This is a genomic window from Spiroplasma endosymbiont of Phycita roborella, assembly GCF_964031195.1.
In the GTDB taxonomy this organism is placed as follows: Bacteria; Bacillota_I; Bacilli_A; order Mycoplasmatales; family VBWQ01; genus Spiroplasma_E; species Spiroplasma_E ixodetis_A.
The window spans coordinates 35,858-54,153 of the sequence record NZ_CAXIQJ010000004.1; the positions used below are offsets into that span (position 1 = coordinate 35,858).

Here is an 18,296-nt window from a genome sequence, read left to right on the forward strand (position 1 = left end):
TTTTACCTCTATTCATGACTTAATAATTCTTGTTTTAATTGATCAATTTGACCTTTAACTGAACCATCAAAAACTTGATTCCGTACTTTAACTTTAATACCGCCAATTAATGATTTATCAATCTTGTTAACGACTTTAATCTTATGTTTAATGACTTTCTCAATTTTCAATTTTATTTGATTTATTTGTTGGTTTGAAAGTTCTATCACTGAATAAATAATGCCATAGTTTACATCTTGATATTCATTACATAATTTGCGAAATTCTTTTAAAATGAAACGAACACACTGGAAATGATGTTCATCAATCAACAAAAAGAAAAAATTTAACATATATGGTTCAATATGATTTTTAAAAGTTTCACTAATAATTTGTTTACGTGTTTCAATAGTTAAATTACTACTACTAGTAATATCAATAAATTCTGGATAAGTAGTAAAAATATCAATTAATTTATTACTTTCTTCAGCAAATTGAGTAATTTTTTTTATTTCTCTTGCTAATTGAAAAAGACCATTACTTCATTGATTAGCTAATCCTTCATCTATCATTTAACTTCACCACTATTCCAAATTCTTAATAAAATCAGTAATTAATTGTTCATGTTTTTTAGCATTCATTTCAGCACCAATAATTTTTTTAGCTGCTTCTAATGCTACTACTTTGATTTCTTCGTTAATCTTTGCTTCTGCCTCTTTACGAGCACGAACTAAATCACGATTTGATTGATTAGTAATACGCATACTCTCTTCTTGCGCTTTATCAATAATTTGTTTACGCTTATTGTAACCATCATTTTGTGCATTAGCAATAATTTCCTGAGCTTCAATTTTAGCAGCTTTTAATATTTGACTAGCTTCACCACGATCTTGATTAGCTAATGATTGCTTGCAAGCAGCATCATCAAGTTTTTCTTTAATTACTAAATGTCGCGAATGTAAAGCCTTACGAAACGGAGCATAAACTCATCTTCAAAGTACCATTAATAAAATTAATGTTGCAAAAATATGAGCAATAAAAACAGGAAGATTGGGAAATAATTGATTAACAATATCATCACCTGATACTAAATCATTGAAATTAAAATTCATAAAATCACCTACTTTTTAATATTTTTTAATACCTTATGCTACAAATATTAAAATTAGAGAAACAACTAAACCATAAATAGCACCTGATTCGGCAATAGCTGCACCAATAACAAATTGTGTTCTAATTTTAGATTCTACTTCAGGATTACGAGCAACCGCTTCAACAGCTTTACCAGCAGCAAAACCTTGACCAATTCCACTTCCTGCACAAGAAATAGTTGAAATTCCAGCTCCAACAAACTTTAAATTCATCAATCCATTAGGATCAGCTGCTAAATGATTAAAAAAATGAAAGACATGTGTCATTACTGTTGTTAATAATTCCATAATAAATAAATTCTCCTTTTTGTATTTTATTTTTTTTCCATAATTGAACGTTCGGTATAAATTTCTTCTTCATGATTTATTGCTTGTTGTTTACGAAGTTTTTTTGGTAATTTAATAGTAAGTTCTCCCTTATGAGAACTTCCTTCTTCCATTTGTAATTTCCAATAAACAAGAGTTAAGGTGCCAAAAATTAAGGCTTGAATGCTTCCAGCAAATAAATCAAAATAAATATGTAAGAATGGTCCAATTACACCAATTAATAAATTCATCTGACCAATAATTGGGATATTACTTCAAATATTAGCAGTTACCCCATAAAGCATTGCCAAAATAATACTTCCACCTAAAATATTACCAAATAAACGAAAAGATAAAGAAATCAAAGGTGCAAATTGAGTAATTAATTCTAGAGGGTTAATAATAAATTTTTTAAAAAATAAAAGTTTCTGAAATTTAATAGCAATATAATATATTCCAATAAAAGTAACTAATGCCATTGATAAAGTAACCGTATACATTGATGACTGTGGTTCAAGACCAATAATCGATAATCAATTACCAATTAAAATATAACCCATTACATATAACAAATAAACTGTCAGGTTTTTATACTTTACACCAAGAACATCAACAACAATTTTTTCAACTGATTTAATTATTAATTCAACAACTAAAACAATACCTCTTGGATCTTCATCAGGCTTCATTCGTTTTACTTTATAATAATAAATATAACTAATAACACTGATAAAGACTATTGTTATCAAAATTGTTACCAATTGTGGCATAATTTGTAAATAATTCCAACTTTCCAATCCAGCTAAAGTTTCCATTTAAATTCCTTCTTTTAAGTTATTTTTTTGATATACACATAACGTTGCAGTAATAGTAGCAACCATCAATATTGACATTCCGGCAATTATAGTAAAAATATTAGCAAAATTAAAGAAAATATTCAAAACTATAATTGAACCATAAATTAACATTCTTAATAAGAATCCAAAATATGCTAAGGTTTGTTTTAAATGTATTCCACTGGTTAATCATTTTGACGATAAATATAAAAAGCATAACCCAATCATACTTCCTATAAAACCAATATTAAATCCAGTAATTAATAACCAATGGTTTGTATTAATTATAACAGTTATAATTAATCCTACATTAATTAATAATCAATAGCATAACATTGTAAAAAGTATTGAAAGAAAAAGGTTATTTCTAATTTTTTCCATTAAAATATTTATTTAGTTCCAAAAATTCGATCACCAGCATCACCCAATCCAGGTACAATATAACCATCATCATTTAATTCTTTATCCAACGCTGCTAAAAAAATCTTAACATCAAGATGATTATGATTAATTTTCTTAATAGCTACTGGTGCTCCTACAATGGAAACTAAAGTAATGTTTTTAAAACCTACTTTTTTTAATTCTTTAATAGCAGCATCAGCAGTACCACCAGTAGCAAGCATTGGATCTAAGATAAATACTAATGCATCACTTATATTTTTAATATTTTTGGGATATTTAAAAAAATATTTTTGTGGTTTTAAAGTTTCTTCATCACGATAAAGACCAACATGACTAATAATTGCATTAGGTACTACATACTCAAATCCATTTGTCATCCCTAATCCTGCTCTTAAAATCGGAGAAAGAATGATTGTCTTGGTTAATGTTTTACCAATAACTTTAGTAATGGGTGTTTCAACTTCAATTTCATCAAGAGGAATATCTTTAAATACTTCATAAGCCATTAACGTTGCAATTTCGCTTAAATTCTCTTTGAAATCTTTTTTTTGGGTTAAGTGATTTCTAATTCTTGTTAATTTATCTTGTATTAAAGGATGATTAACAATAAACAGATTTTTACTACTTTCCACTAAAAACACTCCTTTATCTTTAATGCGTATATTTTCAATAATTTAAAATATATACTAATATGAAATTTTACGCCTTTTAATTTATAAATCAATAAAATAACAATAAAAATAACGAAAAAAGATAAAAGATTTATTCAAAAATTATTTTTTTAATTGTTAATAACATTCTTATAGTTCAAAATTAACTAAATAAAAATATAATTTATAAATTTTATTTTAATAACTTTGTTTTTATTTTAAAAAAATTATAATCTAAAATATAAATTTAATAAATTTCTTTTATTGATATAGAAAATTATATATTTGAAATAAACTATTAATAGTAATTTTTGTCTTATTTTTATCAAAAAAAATCTTATGTTAAAATTAAAATATAAAACTTCATACAAGTTTTTAAACTATTATTTTAATTTTAAAATAAATAGTTTTTTATTTTGAAAGGAGAAAAAATGAAAAAAATTCAAAAATACTTTACATATACAGGCGGAATATTAGGTGGTAGTACAGCATTAGGTGGTATAAGTTATTTTTATTATGATTTAATTTCAAAAAATAAGGAAGCTTTCCATGATCCAGAAGCAGGAATGGCACTCTTTGGAATAATGTTTACTATAGCAGGTTCACCTTTGATTGGAGCATTTTTAGGCTCTAAACTACGGTATGGAATTGGCACTTCCATTTCAAATATTTATGATAAATGTTTTCCAACAAATATTTCTGATATTAATGTTGAAAGTAATAACGAACAACAAATATCTGAAAGAACTCCATTATTAAGAAACAACGATATAACAAGTATTAATAGTGAACAATTACCAATAATTAATCAAAATCATTGTCAATTAACTTTTTAATAAACTTAATAAAAATAAATGTTAGTAATTTACTAACATTTTTTATTTATGATTAAATAACAATAAAAAAAGTTACTGTTTAACACCCATTTTTTTCATTTCTTCATATAACTTATTATTATTTCTATTATTTCATGTACCAAATTGATGATTAAAAGAAGTAAGCAAAGGATAAGAAAACCCAAGTTCTACTAATTTTTTAATACATTTAAAATAATCTTCTTTTAATGGTAAAACAACTTCAGCAACTTTCTGTTTTCATGGTTGTTTATATTGAATACCACTATAAATATCATTTAATTCAGGAACAATAAAAGCATAAATTCCACCAACACCAACTTCCATAAAATTATGTTTATTTGGATGAGGATATTCAAAAATTTTAATATGTAAAACCAAATGTTCTAATAAATTACAATAAACTAATCGATCAGCATATTGATAGGCAAATGGTGACTTTTGAGCTCATTTGGGAGTAGATAATAAAATTGCTTTATCTTCATCAATATGATGAATATATAAACCTTCTTTTCCCCTTGTTATTCCTTGTGATTTCTTAGACATTGTTGCATCTGAAAAATAATTTTTTGAAATACATCCATATTTATTTTTTAAAAAATTACAAACATTTTCATAATTCATTGTTAATAACTTTTCTACTTCTGACATGCTTACCCCATACTATACTACTTTATTTTTATGATAATAATGAAAATTAAGTTATCTTTTTTATTACCCAAAATAATATAAATTAATCTTTAGCAAAGGCTAAGAAAAAACTAAAACTACCATGTAATAAAAAATGATAATCATCTTCAATAGCATTAACATTAATATGAACATCATCAAATGTTTTAATAGATTCTGATAAAGTATGACCTTCTACATTAACAACATAGTCACTATCTTGTTTTGCTGTTGGAACAATAGCGTTAATTTTACTTTCAATTAATGATAAACAACGTAAAGCAATTGCTTCACCAAAAGTAGTGGTATTAATTTTAATTTTTTCTTCTTGCTTATCAATATTAATATTACTAATGTCTTTAGCCTTTGGTACTAATTTTACACAAGCATTAAAACTACCTTTTAAAATATTACTATTATTTGAAGCAGATACATTAACAGTAAGTGATTCAAATTTATTAATTTTAGCATACATATCATTATGATTAAGAATTGTTATTTTATAATCAGTACCATTTTCTGGCTTTTTTCCTTCTGGAACTAATTTACTAATTTCAGTTTGTACTTTAGTTTTAAATTTAATTAAAGCTATATTATAAATATCTTTATTTAATTCAACAGGAGCATTAGTAACTTCCATATTAATATTACTAATATCAACATATTTTTGATTTGCATCATTTACCTTATCACATGCAATAAGTGGTAAAGAAATAATGCTCGTTAAAAACATCGCTTTAAATACTTTTAATATTTTTCTCATAGTTTTTCACCTATTATTCTCTCGAAAAAACTAATCTTCTTAGTTTTAACTTTATATTTCTTAATTATTTTTGATTATTAACTTATTATTATTTTGTTTTCTTGAATATTTTTTATAACTATTTGTTCCAATAAAAATATAGTAAATTAAAATATTAATAGAACCTATTAATACTGATACTAAACCAAAATATAACAATAGGCTAACTTTAAAAGAAGAAAAAGAAAAAATAATTCCTAAAATAATTAAAAAAAAGCCAGTAAATTGAATAAACTTTCAAGTATTAAATTTAAAGTGTTTTTTTGACATAATTTTGCTCCTAATAATATATTTTGTATAATTATATCATTTTCACAAAAAAAGCAAAATTTTTAATTATTAAATAATAATTGTTATAAACTAATAACATGAACAGCAAAACTAATTGCTTCTTCATATTTATTAAAAAGAAAAAATAAACGTTTATTTTGAAAATTAATTTCAATACCAATATATTTTTGTTTATTTTTTATATAATTATTTTTTTCTCAAAAAAATGTAATACTTTTAACATCAACTAATGGTATTATTTGTAGTTCAAAAGAATCAATAAAATAAAGATTATTTTGTGAAATTAACAAGTCTATTTGATTTAAAGGTATAAAATCTGATGATTTGATAAGATTAACGTCTTTAATTTTATAACGTAAAAATAATTTTTTGGCAGCACTATATTCAGTTTTTAGCAAAATATTTTGGCCAGAAATCTTATTAAGTTCTTCATACTTTCCCAAAATGACTTTGTCACTATAATAAATATCTTCTTTAATTTTTTCTATTGAGACTGGTAATTCTTTAGTATTTATTTTTTTTAATTTTAAGTATTTATATAAAGTATTTATATCTTTAGTAATTTTTAATATTTTCTTTTGTTTATTTTTTTTAATTAATAAAATTAGTGCAATTAATAAAATCAATATTGTTGTGCACGCAATAATAATTAAAATTATTCATCAATTCATAGTATTATCTCCTTTTTTAATACTGTTATCTAATTATTATCTAATAATTTTATCATTAAAACTATTAAAAATAGTTGATGGTTTATTTGTTAAAATCTCACCTGCTACTCTATACCTTAAATTAGGCAAGTTTATATTATGATAATCGTTAATTGGTTGTTCATTACTTAAATTACAACTTGTAGCTACTAAAGGCCCTGTTAATTTAATTAATTTTTGAATAAAATGTGAAGCACTAACTCTAATTGCTATTGTCTTTTTATTTATTCAATATGATGTGTTTAAACTAGGTTGTTTTAAAACTATAACAGTAACTTTACCAGCACTAAAATTATTTATTAAAAATGACTGTAATTGATCGCTAATTATACCAATGCTTTTAGCTTGCTCTCAACTAGCAACTAAAATTGGCAGTTCTTTACTATAATCACGTTTTTTAATTTGATAAATTTTATTAATAGCTTTGTCATCATCAAATTTACAAACAAGACCATAAATTGTATCTGTTGGTAAAGCAACCACTTCGCCATTAGCAATGATTTGGCTAATTTCTTTAATTTGATTTTGCTGTAAAGTTATCATGAAAACACCACTATAAATTTTAACTAAATTATACACCTATTATTTTAAATATAATAGTTGTTTCAAAATAATGAATAAAAAACTTATAAATAATATTTGTAATTTAAAATAAACCTTAAAATTACTAATTAAGGATTGGAAAATCATTAATTAATGGTTTAATAAACATCTTAATTTAATATAGATTAATATTTATATTAGATTTTTATTAAATTAAATATAGAAGGAGAATCAAAAAATATGCCCAAAAGAAAAATAGGAATACAACATACTAATGAAGAAATTGAAAAAATAAGAAAAGAAAATGAAGATAATGATAATAAACCATTTATAATAGAAACAATTTGTATTCAAAATATCATTGAAAAAACAATTGATAAAAAATTTAATAATAATGATTTTACAAAAATGATTTTTCCCAATAAAGAATTAGATAGTACTATAAAAAAAGAAATTATAAAATTAGAAACTCAATTTAAAGATGCAGAAATAGATTATATTAAATTTAATTCTTATTTACCAAAAATATAATGAAAGTTAAGATTTATCTTTCTGATGATTATTTAACTAAATGATCATTATTAAATTTATTAAAAATAAATGATTTCATATTTGTTTTTTATTTATACTATTAATTTTATATAAAAATGTAAGGGAAATTAACATTAAATTGTCATGATTGATTGTATTATTTTATATATATGACTAATACTTTTAATATTAGTATTAATCATTTTCTTAAATAAAGAAATTCACAAATTGATTCAATTATAATTTTGAGTATTGTTTTTATTAGTAAATAAAATGAAAATAAAATGAATTTTAAATTTGTTTTGAAATATCAAAGGGTTTTTTATATATAAAAGGATAATAGGGAACTCGTAATTAGGAATAGGTAGTAATTGATTTATTAATAATATTTTTTCATAAATATGATTTTTAATTATAGAACATTCATCAATATCTAAAAATTCTAAATTTAAATTATATTTTTTGATAAATGTTTTTTGAAATGCTCACAAAATAGATTTAATACTATAAAATTTTTCTTGGATATAAAAATTAAATACCACAATTGAATATTGAATTCTTTTTAACATTACTTGTTTTATTTTTTCATTAATATTTTTTTCTAATTCATAATTTCATGAATTTTCATTAATATTAATAACAGAAATATTCTTATATTTATCTAAATTATAATTACTATAGATATTTACCTTTTCAATTAATATACAAGGTTTTTGATTTAGTAAATGAAGTTTAAAATTATTACTTAAGTTATTTTTTAGGGAAATAATTAAAATATTAGGGAAATTTACTTTTATAAATGAAGTTATTTGAATTTTATTAGCATAGGAGTCATCAATTAAGAATATATATAAGGGAATGTTTCAGTTCTCGTTTGCTATAAAACTTTTATGAAAAGTAATTATTAAAAATTTATTTTGTAAAAGATTAAGATTGGGAAAATAATTATTTTTTAATTGCGAATTTATAATAAAAAGGAGTTGTTGCCCTCATTGGTAGTCACTTTCTATTTTAAAAGTATCATCCAAGGCAAAACCAATATCACTATAATAATTAAATTGTAATTTAAATCAATTATCACTAAGAAAACTATTCAAATTACTTTTAAAAGTATTTGAATATAAAGACACCTGATATTCATAAGTAATAAAAGAAAATATTTTTTGAGTAATGTTACTAATTTCTGAAGTTATATTTGGAAATAATTGACTGTCAACTTTAATATTAAGTAAACAAATGAAATTAAAATAATTGGTTTCAAACTTATCAAACTCAATAGCAAACTCTTTAGCAATTATTAATCTAAAATGTTCGACTTCTCTTTTTATACTTAAGTTTAAATTAAATTCAATTTGTTCATCTTTTTCAAGAAAAAAATTAAGTTTAATTTTTCGTACATGAATTGTTAAAAATCATATTAGTTGATCATCATAATATTTTTTATAACCGATATTGATCATTATAATTTCTATTTTTTTGTATATATAGGTTAGGACTTTATCATTAGTTAAGAGATTTTTTTATCTTTACTAATAAGTTTTATAATAATAATAGCGGTTATAAATCTTAAATGTCATTCATAACCATCTAATTGAAACCCTTTATTATGTTCAAATTTTAATTTTAATCTTAAATTTTGTTCAAAGAAAAAGTTATTCAAGTAAATAATGTCTTTTTTTAAATTATACTTATTTGTGTTACTTATATTGATAAGTCACTCACTACTTAAATATTTTTTTTGTCATACACATATTAAGAACAAATTACTCATTCTAACAAAAGGATATTCATTGGATATGTGGATAAACTGTGTAAGCAAAGTATTTATTGCTACTATTTCATTGTCACCATTAATTACAAAGTAATCTTGCTTTCTGGAAATATTGCAATTACTAATTTTTATTAACATTGTATTAATAAAAGTAATTGGAATGGCAACCCTTTTTAGGACTATTTTTTGGTAGACATTTGTTTTTGATAACTAATTGGAGTTAGGTAGTTTAGAGTACTGTGAATTCTTATGTTGTTATATCAATTGATGTAATCAAATAATTCTAATTTTAATTGGATTAATGATGTAAAATTTTTATCATTAATAAATTCAATTTTGAAAGTTTTAAAAGTTGCTTCAGCAACAGCATTGTCATAAGGACATCCTTTTTTGCTTAAAGATCGAGTTATGTTGAAAGCTAATAAAAGTTTATCAATAGTTTTATTATTGAATTCATTACCGCGATCAGTATGAAATATTTCAATATCTTTTAAACAGTGATTTGATTGCATAAATGCTTGATATACTAATGATGCATCTTTTTTAACTCCAACACTATGTCCAATAATTTCGCGGTTAAATAGGTCGATTAATAGGCAAATATAGTTTCATTTACCATTAACTTGAACATAAGTTAAATCACTAACAATAACTTTGGATGGGTTACACTTTATTGGACACTAATTACATAGACAAGTGAACAAATTAGTTAAAAGAAAGGAATTATAATTATGGTCACTATTAACTCATATTCAGATGAATTTAAAAAACAAATAGTAGCTTTATATCAAAGTGGCAAATCAGTATCTTGCCTTGTTAAAGAATACAATGTTACAAGAGCAGCTACTTACAATTGAATTAAGCAATTTACTAATTCAAGTAGTTTTAAAACTAAAGATAATCTTTCAGATTTAGAAAAACAATTAATTCAAGCAAATAAAGAATTAAAACAGTTACGAATGGAAATTGATATTTTAAAGCAAGCAGCACTAATAATAGGCAGAAAGTAGAGATTATTGCAAATAATAAATCTAAATATAAAATTCGCACAATGTGTCATTTTTTAAAACTCTCTAAATCAACATATTATTTTAATTTAAAGAAAAAAAATAAAATTCAAAATAATATTTATGAACAAGCTGTTATTAGTGCTTTTAAAGAAAATAAAGAAGTTTATGGTACTAGAAGATTAAAAGTCATACTAGCAAACCAAGAAATTTATTTATCACGCAGAAAAATTAAAGAAATTATGAATAAGCATAATTTAATATCAAAATACACTAAATTATCATTCAAAAATTATCATAATAAAGTCAATGATAGTCAAATAACCAATCTTGTTAATAGAAACTTTAATAATAGAATTAAAAATGAAGTTATTGTTAGTGATTTAACTTATGTTCAAGTTAATGGTAAATGAAACTATATTTGCCTATTAATCGACCTATTTAACCGCGAAATTATTGGACATAGTGTTGGAGTTAAAAAAGATGCATCATTAGTATATCAAGCATTTATGCAATCAAATCACTGTTTAAAAGATATTGAAATATTTCATACTGATCGCGGTAATGAATTCAATAATAAAACTATTGATAAACTTTTATTAGCTTTCAACATAACTCGATCTTTAAGCAAAAAAGGATGTCCTTATGACAATGCTGTTGCTGAAGCAACTTTTAAAACTTTCAAAATTGAATTTATTAATGATAAAAATTTTACATCATTAATCCAATTAAAATTAGAATTATTTGATTACATCAATTGATATAACAACATAAGAATTCACAGTACTCTAAACTACCTAACTCCAATTAGTTATCAAAAACAAATGTCTACCAAAAAATAGTCCTAAAAAGGGTTGCCATTCCATATTTCTTTGTAAAGTTCGAAATGTAACATTAAATTTTTCCATTAGAAATGCTATATTAACCGAACAAGAATACTGAAAATATTTTAATATTTCAATGATACGCCACATTAAAACTGCCCCCGTTATCCTAATTGAAAGATTAAATGAGATTTTCCTTTTCAAAAAATAAAATAGTCACCTTTTGAGTGACAAAATTATTGTTCTTAAATTGTTTTTATATGTTATAATGTTTGCCAAATAAATAGCATTCTTCATTTATTATTAATATCTTTAATAAATTTGTAATTATATTGTGGTAAATACTTTTTAATAAGAATAGTTAGTGCTTCTTTTTGATCAAAACCAAATTCAAATGCTAATAAAAAAGATTTTTCTAAAACTGCATGACATTGTTGAAAAATTACTTCATAAAAATATAATCCTTTATGATCAGCAAATAAAGCTAATTTTGGTTCATATTGTAAATTATGTTTTGAAAAAGTATTCGCTGTCTCATCAATATATGGCGGATTTGAAATAATAATATTAAATTTATGATTTTTAAGATTTGTAAATATATCGCTTTCAACAAAATTAATATTTTTTAGGTTAAAATTATCATTATTAATCTTAGCAATAGTTAATGCATCTTTGCTAATATCACTTGCTACTATATTTCAATTAGGTTTCTTTAACGCTAAACTAATAACAATAGCACCACTACCTGTTCCTAAATCTAATACTTTTAAATTATCATTATTAAAAATGTTTTGTGCATAGACAAAAACATTTTTAACTAGTTCTTCAGTTTCATTACGAGGAATTAATACTCTATTATCAACAACAAACTTATGATCAAGAAATCATTGATAACCAATAATATATTGTAAAGGATAGCCAGCAACAAATTTTTTAACTAGTTGTAAATATGATTCTAAAAAATCTATTGCTATTGTTTGACTAAGATTTGCATATAATCAAGATAAATCTTTATTAATAAACTTTAATAAAATTATCTTATTAATTTGTTCATTTTTTTTATTAATTTTTTTTGCTAATAAAAGATAATCTCTATAAGTCATTAATTTATACTCCAAAAATAAATATTTTATTGAAAATTAACAGATGAATTATTATTTCTTGAAGTTTTTTTTATTAAATTATTAACAACGAGAATTAAAACAATAATACTAAAAATAAATAAAAAACTAATTGTTAATAAACAAATAATTGGAAAAAGAATAATGTAACTACAAATACTAATAATAAAACCAAAATTATTAATATTGTTACCATTAATATTTCGTAAAAATTCTAAATTTTTTCATAATAAATAATGAAAAATTAAACTAGATGCACTAGCAAATCATAATGTTAAAACTAAAAATAAAATGTGAATAATACCACTACTAAAAGTTAATGTAATAAATGTTCCTAATGTCGCATATAAAAAAATAACTGATATTAAAAACAAAATTTTTGTTCTAGAGTCTAAAATCTTAAAATCCATAATAATTTCTTCCTTCTTTACTTTAATACTGTAATATTTTCATCAATATTTTCTAATTTTTCTTTTTGTTCACTACTAATTAAAGCAATAATAATTTCATCAATATTACCTTCCATAATACGATCTAACTTTAATAAAGATAATCCAATCCGATGATCGGTTACTCTATTTTGTGGATAATTGTATGTTCTAATTTTTTCTGAACGATCACCGCTACCAACAGCTGTTTTTCTTAAATTACCAATTCTTCCCTGTTCTTCTTCAACTTTTTTTTCATAAAGTTTAGCTCTTAATACCCGCATTGCTTTATCTTTATTATCATGTTGACTTCGTCCGTCCTGTGAAGTTACAACAACACCCGTTGGAATATGAGTAATTCTAATTGCTGAATCGGTAGTATTAACATGTTGACCACCAGCACCACTAGAACGATAAGTATCAATTCTTAAATCAGAATTATTTATTTTAATTTCAACTTCATTAACTTCTGGCAATACAGCAACCGTTGCAATTGAAGTATGAACTCGTCCTTGTGATTCGGTTTTTGGAACTCTCTGAACACGATGTCCACCAGCTTCAAACTTTAATTTAGCAAATACATGTTTACCTTTAACCATAAAAGCAATATAACTAAATCCACCATTTATTGCTTCCTTTGCCTCAATAGTTTCAATTTTTCATCGTTGAATTTCACAATACTTACTATACATACGATATAAATCACCAGCAAAAATATTTGCTTCATCACCACCAACAGCTCCTCTGATTTCAATAATAACATTTTTATCATCATTTATATCTTTAGGAATTAGTGTTAGTTTTAATTCATTTTCTGCTTTTTCTAATTCTATTTCATTTGCTTTAATATCTATTTTAAGCATTTCACAAAGTTCTTGATCCTGTTCGGTTGCTAATGCCTTTTTTGCTTGAATAATTTCTTTGTTAATTTTTTCATATTTTCAATATTGTTCAATAATTGGTTCTAATCTACTATGTTCTTTTGTTAATTCAGTGTATTTATCACGAGGAATTAATTCGGGATTTTCTAACTGCTTTTCAATTTCACTATATTTTTTAGTAAGTTGCATTAACTGTTCTAATGTTTTTTCATTCATAATATCACACCTGATTTATCTATTCTGATTATTTATTAAGACACGATGATGACTACGACATCGAGCTTCATATTGTTCTTGCGCACCAATTAAAATAATTTCATCATCATATCTAGCTTCTCGGCCATTAATAATACGTTGTGTCCTTGTTGCTGCTTTACCACATTTTACACAAACAGCATCTAATTTAGTTACAAATTCTGCTAAGGCTAATAATTCTTTAGTAACAGGAAATGGTTCACCACGAAAATCTTGATCTAAACCCGCAACAATAACTTGCTTATTTTGATTTGCTAATGTTTTAATCACTTCAATAATTGATGGTTTAAAAAATTGTACTTCATCAATTGCAACTGCTTCTATTTCTTTATCTACATGTTTTAATATTTGCATTGGATCATCAATTACTATCGCTGTGATAGATACTCCTTTATGACTTACTACTTTTTTAGCATCATAACGAATATCAACCTTGGGTTTAAAAACTAGCACTTTGCGTTTAGCATACTGTAAACGATTTATACGTCGCATAAACTCTTCGGTTTTTCCAGCAAACATACAACCAGTAATTACTTCAATTCATCCCTCATTATAACGACTATACATTTATATCCAACTCCATCTCTAATTTTAATTGTTTGTTAATTCTAGTGATTTACTAGCAATTTTATCTAAACTATCAATCAATTTTTCAACTTCATTAATATTTTGTAAATATGCACCAGCTGCTGTCTGATGACCACCACCACCAAACTTGGCAATAGTATCATTAATTATTCATCTTGCACTACGAACACTAACTTTGATTTTACTATTCATTTGATCATAAGCAGCAATTAATCAAATTTTAATACCATCAATATTTGACATTACATTAACTTGGCTAGTTAAATCTTCTCTAGTTAAAACAACTTCACCTTTAATATTTAATATTTTATTTTGAGTAATAATTTTTGTTTGTAAGTCAGTAATTATTTTATCGTTAAATATTATATAAGCAACACCATTATCAGTAATTTTAAAATTTGATAATATATATCCTTTCAATCTTGCGATTTTTAAATTTTGAATATATAAACTTTGATATAAGTCTAATAAATTAAAATTTTGTTTAACTAAAAAACTAGCAATCTGAAAAGTTTCTTCATTAACAGAGCGATACAAAAATCTACCAGAATCAGTAACTAAACCAAGAAATAAATTTCTAGCTGCTAAAGCAGAAACTTTTAAATTCAATACTTGTGCTCATTTTGCCACTACTTGGCAAGCAGCAGAAGCCTTTTCTTCAATTAAATCAATATCACCATATTTATCAACAATTGGATGATGATCAATTTTAATTATCTTTTTTCCTTCTTCTCAAAATTCGCCACTAATTCGTTCGCGATTAGCTGTATCAGTGACTATTACTAGTGCATTTTCATAATCTTCTTTTTTAACAAAAGTTGGTTGTGGAAATAATGATGCCATATGTTCATTTGTTTCACCTGGAACAAGTACTTTTTTATTTTCAAAATTATCTTCAATAATTTTTTTTAATCCTCATTGTGAACCCAAAGCATCTCCATCAGGATTAATATGACGATGAATAATAATTGGATTACTAATTTTTATTAATTCATAAATTGCTTGTACTTCTTTTTTAAACTTATTCATATTATATATCCTTTCTATCATGTACCAATTAATTGCTTTGTTTCATCATCAAAAACAAAAATTGAATTTTTAGTAATACTAATTCAACCAACAATTCCCACTTCTAAATTATCATTATTATTAGTTAAAACTTCAAATTGTTCTGATTTAGTAGTTTCAACCAATAAATATGCTTTTTTATCATCAACTTTAGTAATATTTTTAATAACACCATTAATAATAATTGAATTTTTTAAAAAAGTAAATCGTGGTTTCTTTGCACTAAACAAAATGGCATTTGATTTAAAAGCAATAGTAGAAGCGGTTTTAGCACCAAACTTACCTAAATTTACATTATAAAAATATAAATTATGAGCATTTCATTCTCCCTTTGCGATATTAATATGCTGTTCATTTATTTCTTTTAATAAATTTAAAGATAATGGTTTATCAGTGATCTCACTAACATTTCCTTGTTGAATAATTATTTCATTTTCAATAACAGTAACATTAGTTGCTAATAAATTAATATCAACTTGATTATTAGTTGTAAAAATAATAATTATTTTCAAAAATTTTTGTAATTTTTTAATTCAATTTGCTAATTGTTCTTTATTATCAACATTTAAAAGTTCAAATGGGTTATGTAAAATTAAAATTTTAGTAGGCACAATTAATTGTTGAATGATTTTTATTATTTGTCGCTCTACTATTGTTAATTGTGTTAAACGTAGTGACAATAAATGACTTAGATCTAAATGTTTAAATATCATAACAATATTTTCACTAATTAAATCACGGACATCAATTAACTGTGAATATAAAGTTTGTAATTGTTGTTGATATGTTTCTTTATCTTGTAACTGTGGATTTTTTAAAATTTTATCATGATAGATTTTAATTTCATCTTTAATATTTTTTAAAAGTAAATGCATTTCATCTGGTAAAAGTTGCATTGCCACAAAATCTTGTTTCATATTAAATTTAATTCTTTGTACTTCTGCTAAGTCAATTCACTGGTCTAAAATTTGATCAATTTGACTACGAGTACATTTAATTTGTTGATATGAAACTAAATGATTAAGTTCACTATTAAAATTTTGATTATGATTGTTACAAGTTTTTAATGTAGTTCTAATTTCACTTCTAGTAGTACTAATCTCTCTATTTAAATAATTATTTATTTCTTTAATAACAAAACTAATTTCTCGTAGTTGAAACTCTCATTTTCTTTCTTTTGGTGGATTACATCCACAAAAACATGGTCCCACTAAACTTTCCAAACTAGAAATACGATCTTGCAAATATTGTAAAAATAATAAGTTATTATTTGCAATAATATTTTTTTCTTCGGCAGTGAATTTTTTAATTAGAATATCTGTTAATTTTTCACTTCCAGCAAAATTAAATTTCTCTTGAGCAAAGTTTTTATGAAAATGATTAATTTGATATTGATATTCTTTAATAAAATTATTACGAGTGCTTTGTGTCTCATTAATAAAATTTTTAATAATATTAATTAATTTTTCTTTAAAATAACCACTGTCTAAATTTAAACCTGTATTTTTTAAGTTTTCAATATCAGTCTTAATTTTTTGATTAATATTACTTATTTCTTGTAAAAAAGGTTTATTAGTAACTGCTGTTCTTGCTAAGTTACGTTGAATACTAAATAATTTATTTCAACTCTGTAAATGCATACTAACATAAGCCATTTTTCGTTCAAAACCAATACTATTATAAGTAACATCAATATCATCAATTAAAATTTTACCCTCCATAATAGGAGAAGAACCTGCTAGAGCATTAATTAATTTTTCAATATTATCTTCATCATTACTAAAAATTGCCAAGCAACTAGGATATTTTCCTTCAAAACTTCAATCTTTTACGGCTTTTTCAACGGATAAATTAATAATACTAAAATTAAAGTTACTAGTTTGCTCAGTATTATATCTAATACCTTTACTTATTACCAATTTATTAAAATCAGATGATTTTTCCATAAAACCATTCCCTACCTTAAAGTTTTTTATTTCATATACTATTAAAATTATATTCTATATTTATTGGGTTGTATACATACAATATTTTAACTTAATTAATGTTAAATATGTCTGTAAATAATTTTATTTTTAGAGTATAAAAAAAGAAACTATGATTAGTTTCTAGTTTAATTAAAATTATTTTTTAACTTGTTTAGTATCAGTTAGTTTTAGAACATCTTTTGCTGTTTCTAATACAATAGTTTTAGTATTTTGTGGTTTTGCTTTGTTTATTTCAACAGTTTTTGTTTTTGTTTCAACTTGTTTACTTGCTTTTGTATTAAAGCGTTCAACTCTTCCTTTTGCTGAAACAAATGATTGTTTTCCAATATAAAATGGATGACAACTTGAACATGTATCAACACGGATTTCTTTACCCTTAGTTGAACCACTTATAAAATTATTTCTACATGTTATACATGTTACTTTAGTTTGAAAATACTCTGGATGGATGCTTGCTTTTGCCATGGTTTCACCTCACTTATAAAATTACTATTAATAAAAAGCACTTAAAAATAATATCATTAACAATATAAAAAAGCAAATAAATATTAATGATGGATAGAGTTTTTATTTTGGTAGATTATGTTGTAAAAATTGGATGGGTTACACTTTATTGGACACTAATTACATAGACAAGTGAA

At 23.5% G+C, this 18,296-nt stretch carries 22 protein-coding genes and 1 pseudogene; 3 read left to right on the forward strand and 20 right to left on the reverse strand.

The window, feature by feature from the left end; genetic code table 4:
* Window positions 1–8: 8 nt before the first annotated feature.
* From AAHM95_RS02265 to upp, 6 genes are read right to left on the reverse strand one after another with little or no spacing between them, the layout of a single operon-like run.
* Window positions 9–551 (reverse strand): F0F1 ATP synthase subunit delta, encoded by a 543-nt coding sequence (locus AAHM95_RS02265; protein WP_281749183.1) that lies wholly within the window; start codon window positions 549–551, stop codon window positions 9–11.
* Between the two features lie 12 nt (window positions 552–563).
* Window positions 564–1,091 carry a F0F1 ATP synthase subunit B gene (gene atpF / locus AAHM95_RS02270; protein ID WP_281749184.1) on the reverse strand — a complete coding sequence of 176 codons (528 nt, stop codon included), beginning with the start codon at window positions 1,089–1,091 and terminating at the stop codon, window positions 564–566.
* A 33-nt stretch (window positions 1,092–1,124) separates the two neighbouring features.
* Complete coding sequence (atpE, locus tag AAHM95_RS02275; protein WP_281749185.1) at window positions 1,125–1,418, reverse strand: ATP synthase F0 subunit C; 294 nt, start codon at window positions 1,416–1,418, stop codon at window positions 1,125–1,127.
* A 26-nt stretch (window positions 1,419–1,444) separates the two neighbouring features.
* The gene (locus tag AAHM95_RS02280; protein WP_342273997.1) at window positions 1,445–2,251 is read right to left on the reverse strand and encodes a F0F1 ATP synthase subunit A; all 807 of its coding nucleotides are present in this window, start codon (window positions 2,249–2,251) and stop codon (window positions 1,445–1,447) included.
* Window positions 2,252–2,608 carry a hypothetical protein gene (locus tag AAHM95_RS02285; protein WP_338974247.1) on the reverse strand — a complete coding sequence of 119 codons (357 nt, stop codon included), beginning with the start codon at window positions 2,606–2,608 and terminating at the stop codon, window positions 2,252–2,254.
* Between the two features lie 53 nt (window positions 2,609–2,661).
* On the reverse strand, window positions 2,662–3,315 hold the full coding sequence (gene upp, locus AAHM95_RS02290; protein WP_425289623.1) for a uracil phosphoribosyltransferase: 654 nt from the start codon (window positions 3,313–3,315) through the stop codon (window positions 2,662–2,664).
* A gap of 440 nt (window positions 3,316–3,755) precedes the next feature.
* Between upp and AAHM95_RS02295 the strand changes: the two genes are divergently transcribed.
* Window positions 3,756–4,160, forward strand: a complete 405-nt coding sequence (locus AAHM95_RS02295; protein WP_342273998.1) for a hypothetical protein — start codon at window positions 3,756–3,758, stop codon at window positions 4,158–4,160.
* Window positions 4,161–4,232: 72 nt separating this feature from the next.
* Here the strand turns inward: AAHM95_RS02295 and AAHM95_RS02300 are convergent, their stop codons facing one another.
* The 5 genes from AAHM95_RS02300 to AAHM95_RS02320 form a co-directional block, all read right to left on the reverse strand.
* On the reverse strand, window positions 4,233–4,829 hold the full coding sequence (locus tag AAHM95_RS02300; protein WP_338974249.1) for an SAV1803-related protein: 597 nt from the start codon (window positions 4,827–4,829) through the stop codon (window positions 4,233–4,235).
* Window positions 4,830–4,911: 82 nt separating this feature from the next.
* Window positions 4,912–5,610 carry a hypothetical protein gene (locus AAHM95_RS02305; RefSeq protein ID WP_338975738.1) on the reverse strand — a complete coding sequence of 233 codons (699 nt, stop codon included), beginning with the start codon at window positions 5,608–5,610 and terminating at the stop codon, window positions 4,912–4,914.
* 60 nt (window positions 5,611–5,670) lie between these two features.
* Window positions 5,671–5,919 (reverse strand): hypothetical protein, encoded by a 249-nt coding sequence (locus AAHM95_RS02310; protein ID WP_342273999.1) that lies wholly within the window; start codon window positions 5,917–5,919, stop codon window positions 5,671–5,673.
* Between the two features lie 83 nt (window positions 5,920–6,002).
* Window positions 6,003–6,611, reverse strand: coding sequence for a hypothetical protein (locus AAHM95_RS02315; RefSeq protein WP_338974253.1), 609 nt, complete (start codon window positions 6,609–6,611; stop codon window positions 6,003–6,005).
* A gap of 36 nt (window positions 6,612–6,647) precedes the next feature.
* Complete coding sequence (locus AAHM95_RS02320) at window positions 6,648–7,193, reverse strand: L-threonylcarbamoyladenylate synthase (protein WP_338961373.1); 546 nt, start codon at window positions 7,191–7,193, stop codon at window positions 6,648–6,650.
* A 240-nt stretch (window positions 7,194–7,433) separates the two neighbouring features.
* On the opposite strand from AAHM95_RS02320, the gene AAHM95_RS02325 reads away from it, so the two are divergent.
* A complete protein-coding gene (locus tag AAHM95_RS02325) occupies window positions 7,434–7,724 on the forward strand; it encodes a hypothetical protein (RefSeq protein WP_342274000.1) in 291 nt (96 codons plus the stop codon).
* Between the two features lie 134 nt (window positions 7,725–7,858).
* On the opposite strand, the gene AAHM95_RS02330 is transcribed toward AAHM95_RS02325, so the two are convergent.
* The gene (locus tag AAHM95_RS02330) at window positions 7,859–9,184 is read right to left on the reverse strand and encodes a hypothetical protein (protein ID WP_342274001.1); all 1,326 of its coding nucleotides are present in this window, start codon (window positions 9,182–9,184) and stop codon (window positions 7,859–7,861) included.
* A gap of 490 nt (window positions 9,185–9,674) precedes the next feature.
* Window positions 9,675–10,148, reverse strand: a pseudogene (locus tag AAHM95_RS02335) (transposase); the annotation flags it as partial.
* Window positions 10,149–10,226: 78 nt separating this feature from the next.
* Between AAHM95_RS02335 and AAHM95_RS02340 the strand changes: the two are divergent.
* Window positions 10,227–11,344, forward strand: a protein-coding gene (locus AAHM95_RS02340; protein WP_342274002.1) for an IS3 family transposase whose coding sequence is annotated in 2 segments (ribosomal slippage) — window positions 10,227–10,497 and window positions 10,497–11,344 — 1,119 coding nt in all. Because the reading frame shifts where the segments join, the coding sequence is not laid out codon by codon here.
* A 245-nt stretch (window positions 11,345–11,589) separates the two neighbouring features.
* Here AAHM95_RS02340 and prmC read toward each other — a convergent pair.
* The 7 genes from prmC to rpmE all read right to left on the reverse strand — a co-directional run bounded on the left by prmC (window position 11,590) and on the right by rpmE (window position 18,120).
* Window positions 11,590–12,429, reverse strand: a complete 840-nt coding sequence (gene prmC / locus AAHM95_RS02345; protein WP_342274003.1) for a peptide chain release factor N(5)-glutamine methyltransferase — start codon at window positions 12,427–12,429, stop codon at window positions 11,590–11,592.
* Between the two features lie 26 nt (window positions 12,430–12,455).
* Window positions 12,456–12,857, reverse strand: a complete 402-nt coding sequence (locus tag AAHM95_RS02350) for a hypothetical protein (protein WP_252320576.1) — start codon at window positions 12,855–12,857, stop codon at window positions 12,456–12,458.
* A 17-nt stretch (window positions 12,858–12,874) separates the two neighbouring features.
* Window positions 12,875–13,972, reverse strand: coding sequence for a peptide chain release factor 1 (gene prfA / locus AAHM95_RS02355; RefSeq protein WP_342274004.1), 1,098 nt, complete (start codon window positions 13,970–13,972; stop codon window positions 12,875–12,877).
* 15 nt (window positions 13,973–13,987) lie between these two features.
* Window positions 13,988–14,578 carry a thymidine kinase gene (locus AAHM95_RS02360; protein ID WP_342274005.1) on the reverse strand — a complete coding sequence of 197 codons (591 nt, stop codon included), beginning with the start codon at window positions 14,576–14,578 and terminating at the stop codon, window positions 13,988–13,990.
* A gap of 24 nt (window positions 14,579–14,602) precedes the next feature.
* Complete coding sequence (locus AAHM95_RS02365) at window positions 14,603–15,628, reverse strand: DHH family phosphoesterase (RefSeq protein WP_342274006.1); 1,026 nt, start codon at window positions 15,626–15,628, stop codon at window positions 14,603–14,605.
* A 14-nt stretch (window positions 15,629–15,642) separates the two neighbouring features.
* Complete coding sequence (locus tag AAHM95_RS02370) at window positions 15,643–17,613, reverse strand: hypothetical protein (protein WP_342274007.1); 1,971 nt, start codon at window positions 17,611–17,613, stop codon at window positions 15,643–15,645.
* Between the two features lie 177 nt (window positions 17,614–17,790).
* Window positions 17,791–18,120 (reverse strand): 50S ribosomal protein L31, encoded by a 330-nt coding sequence (gene rpmE / locus AAHM95_RS09635; protein WP_425289624.1) that lies wholly within the window; start codon window positions 18,118–18,120, stop codon window positions 17,791–17,793.
* Window positions 18,121–18,296: the final 176 nt, after the last annotated feature.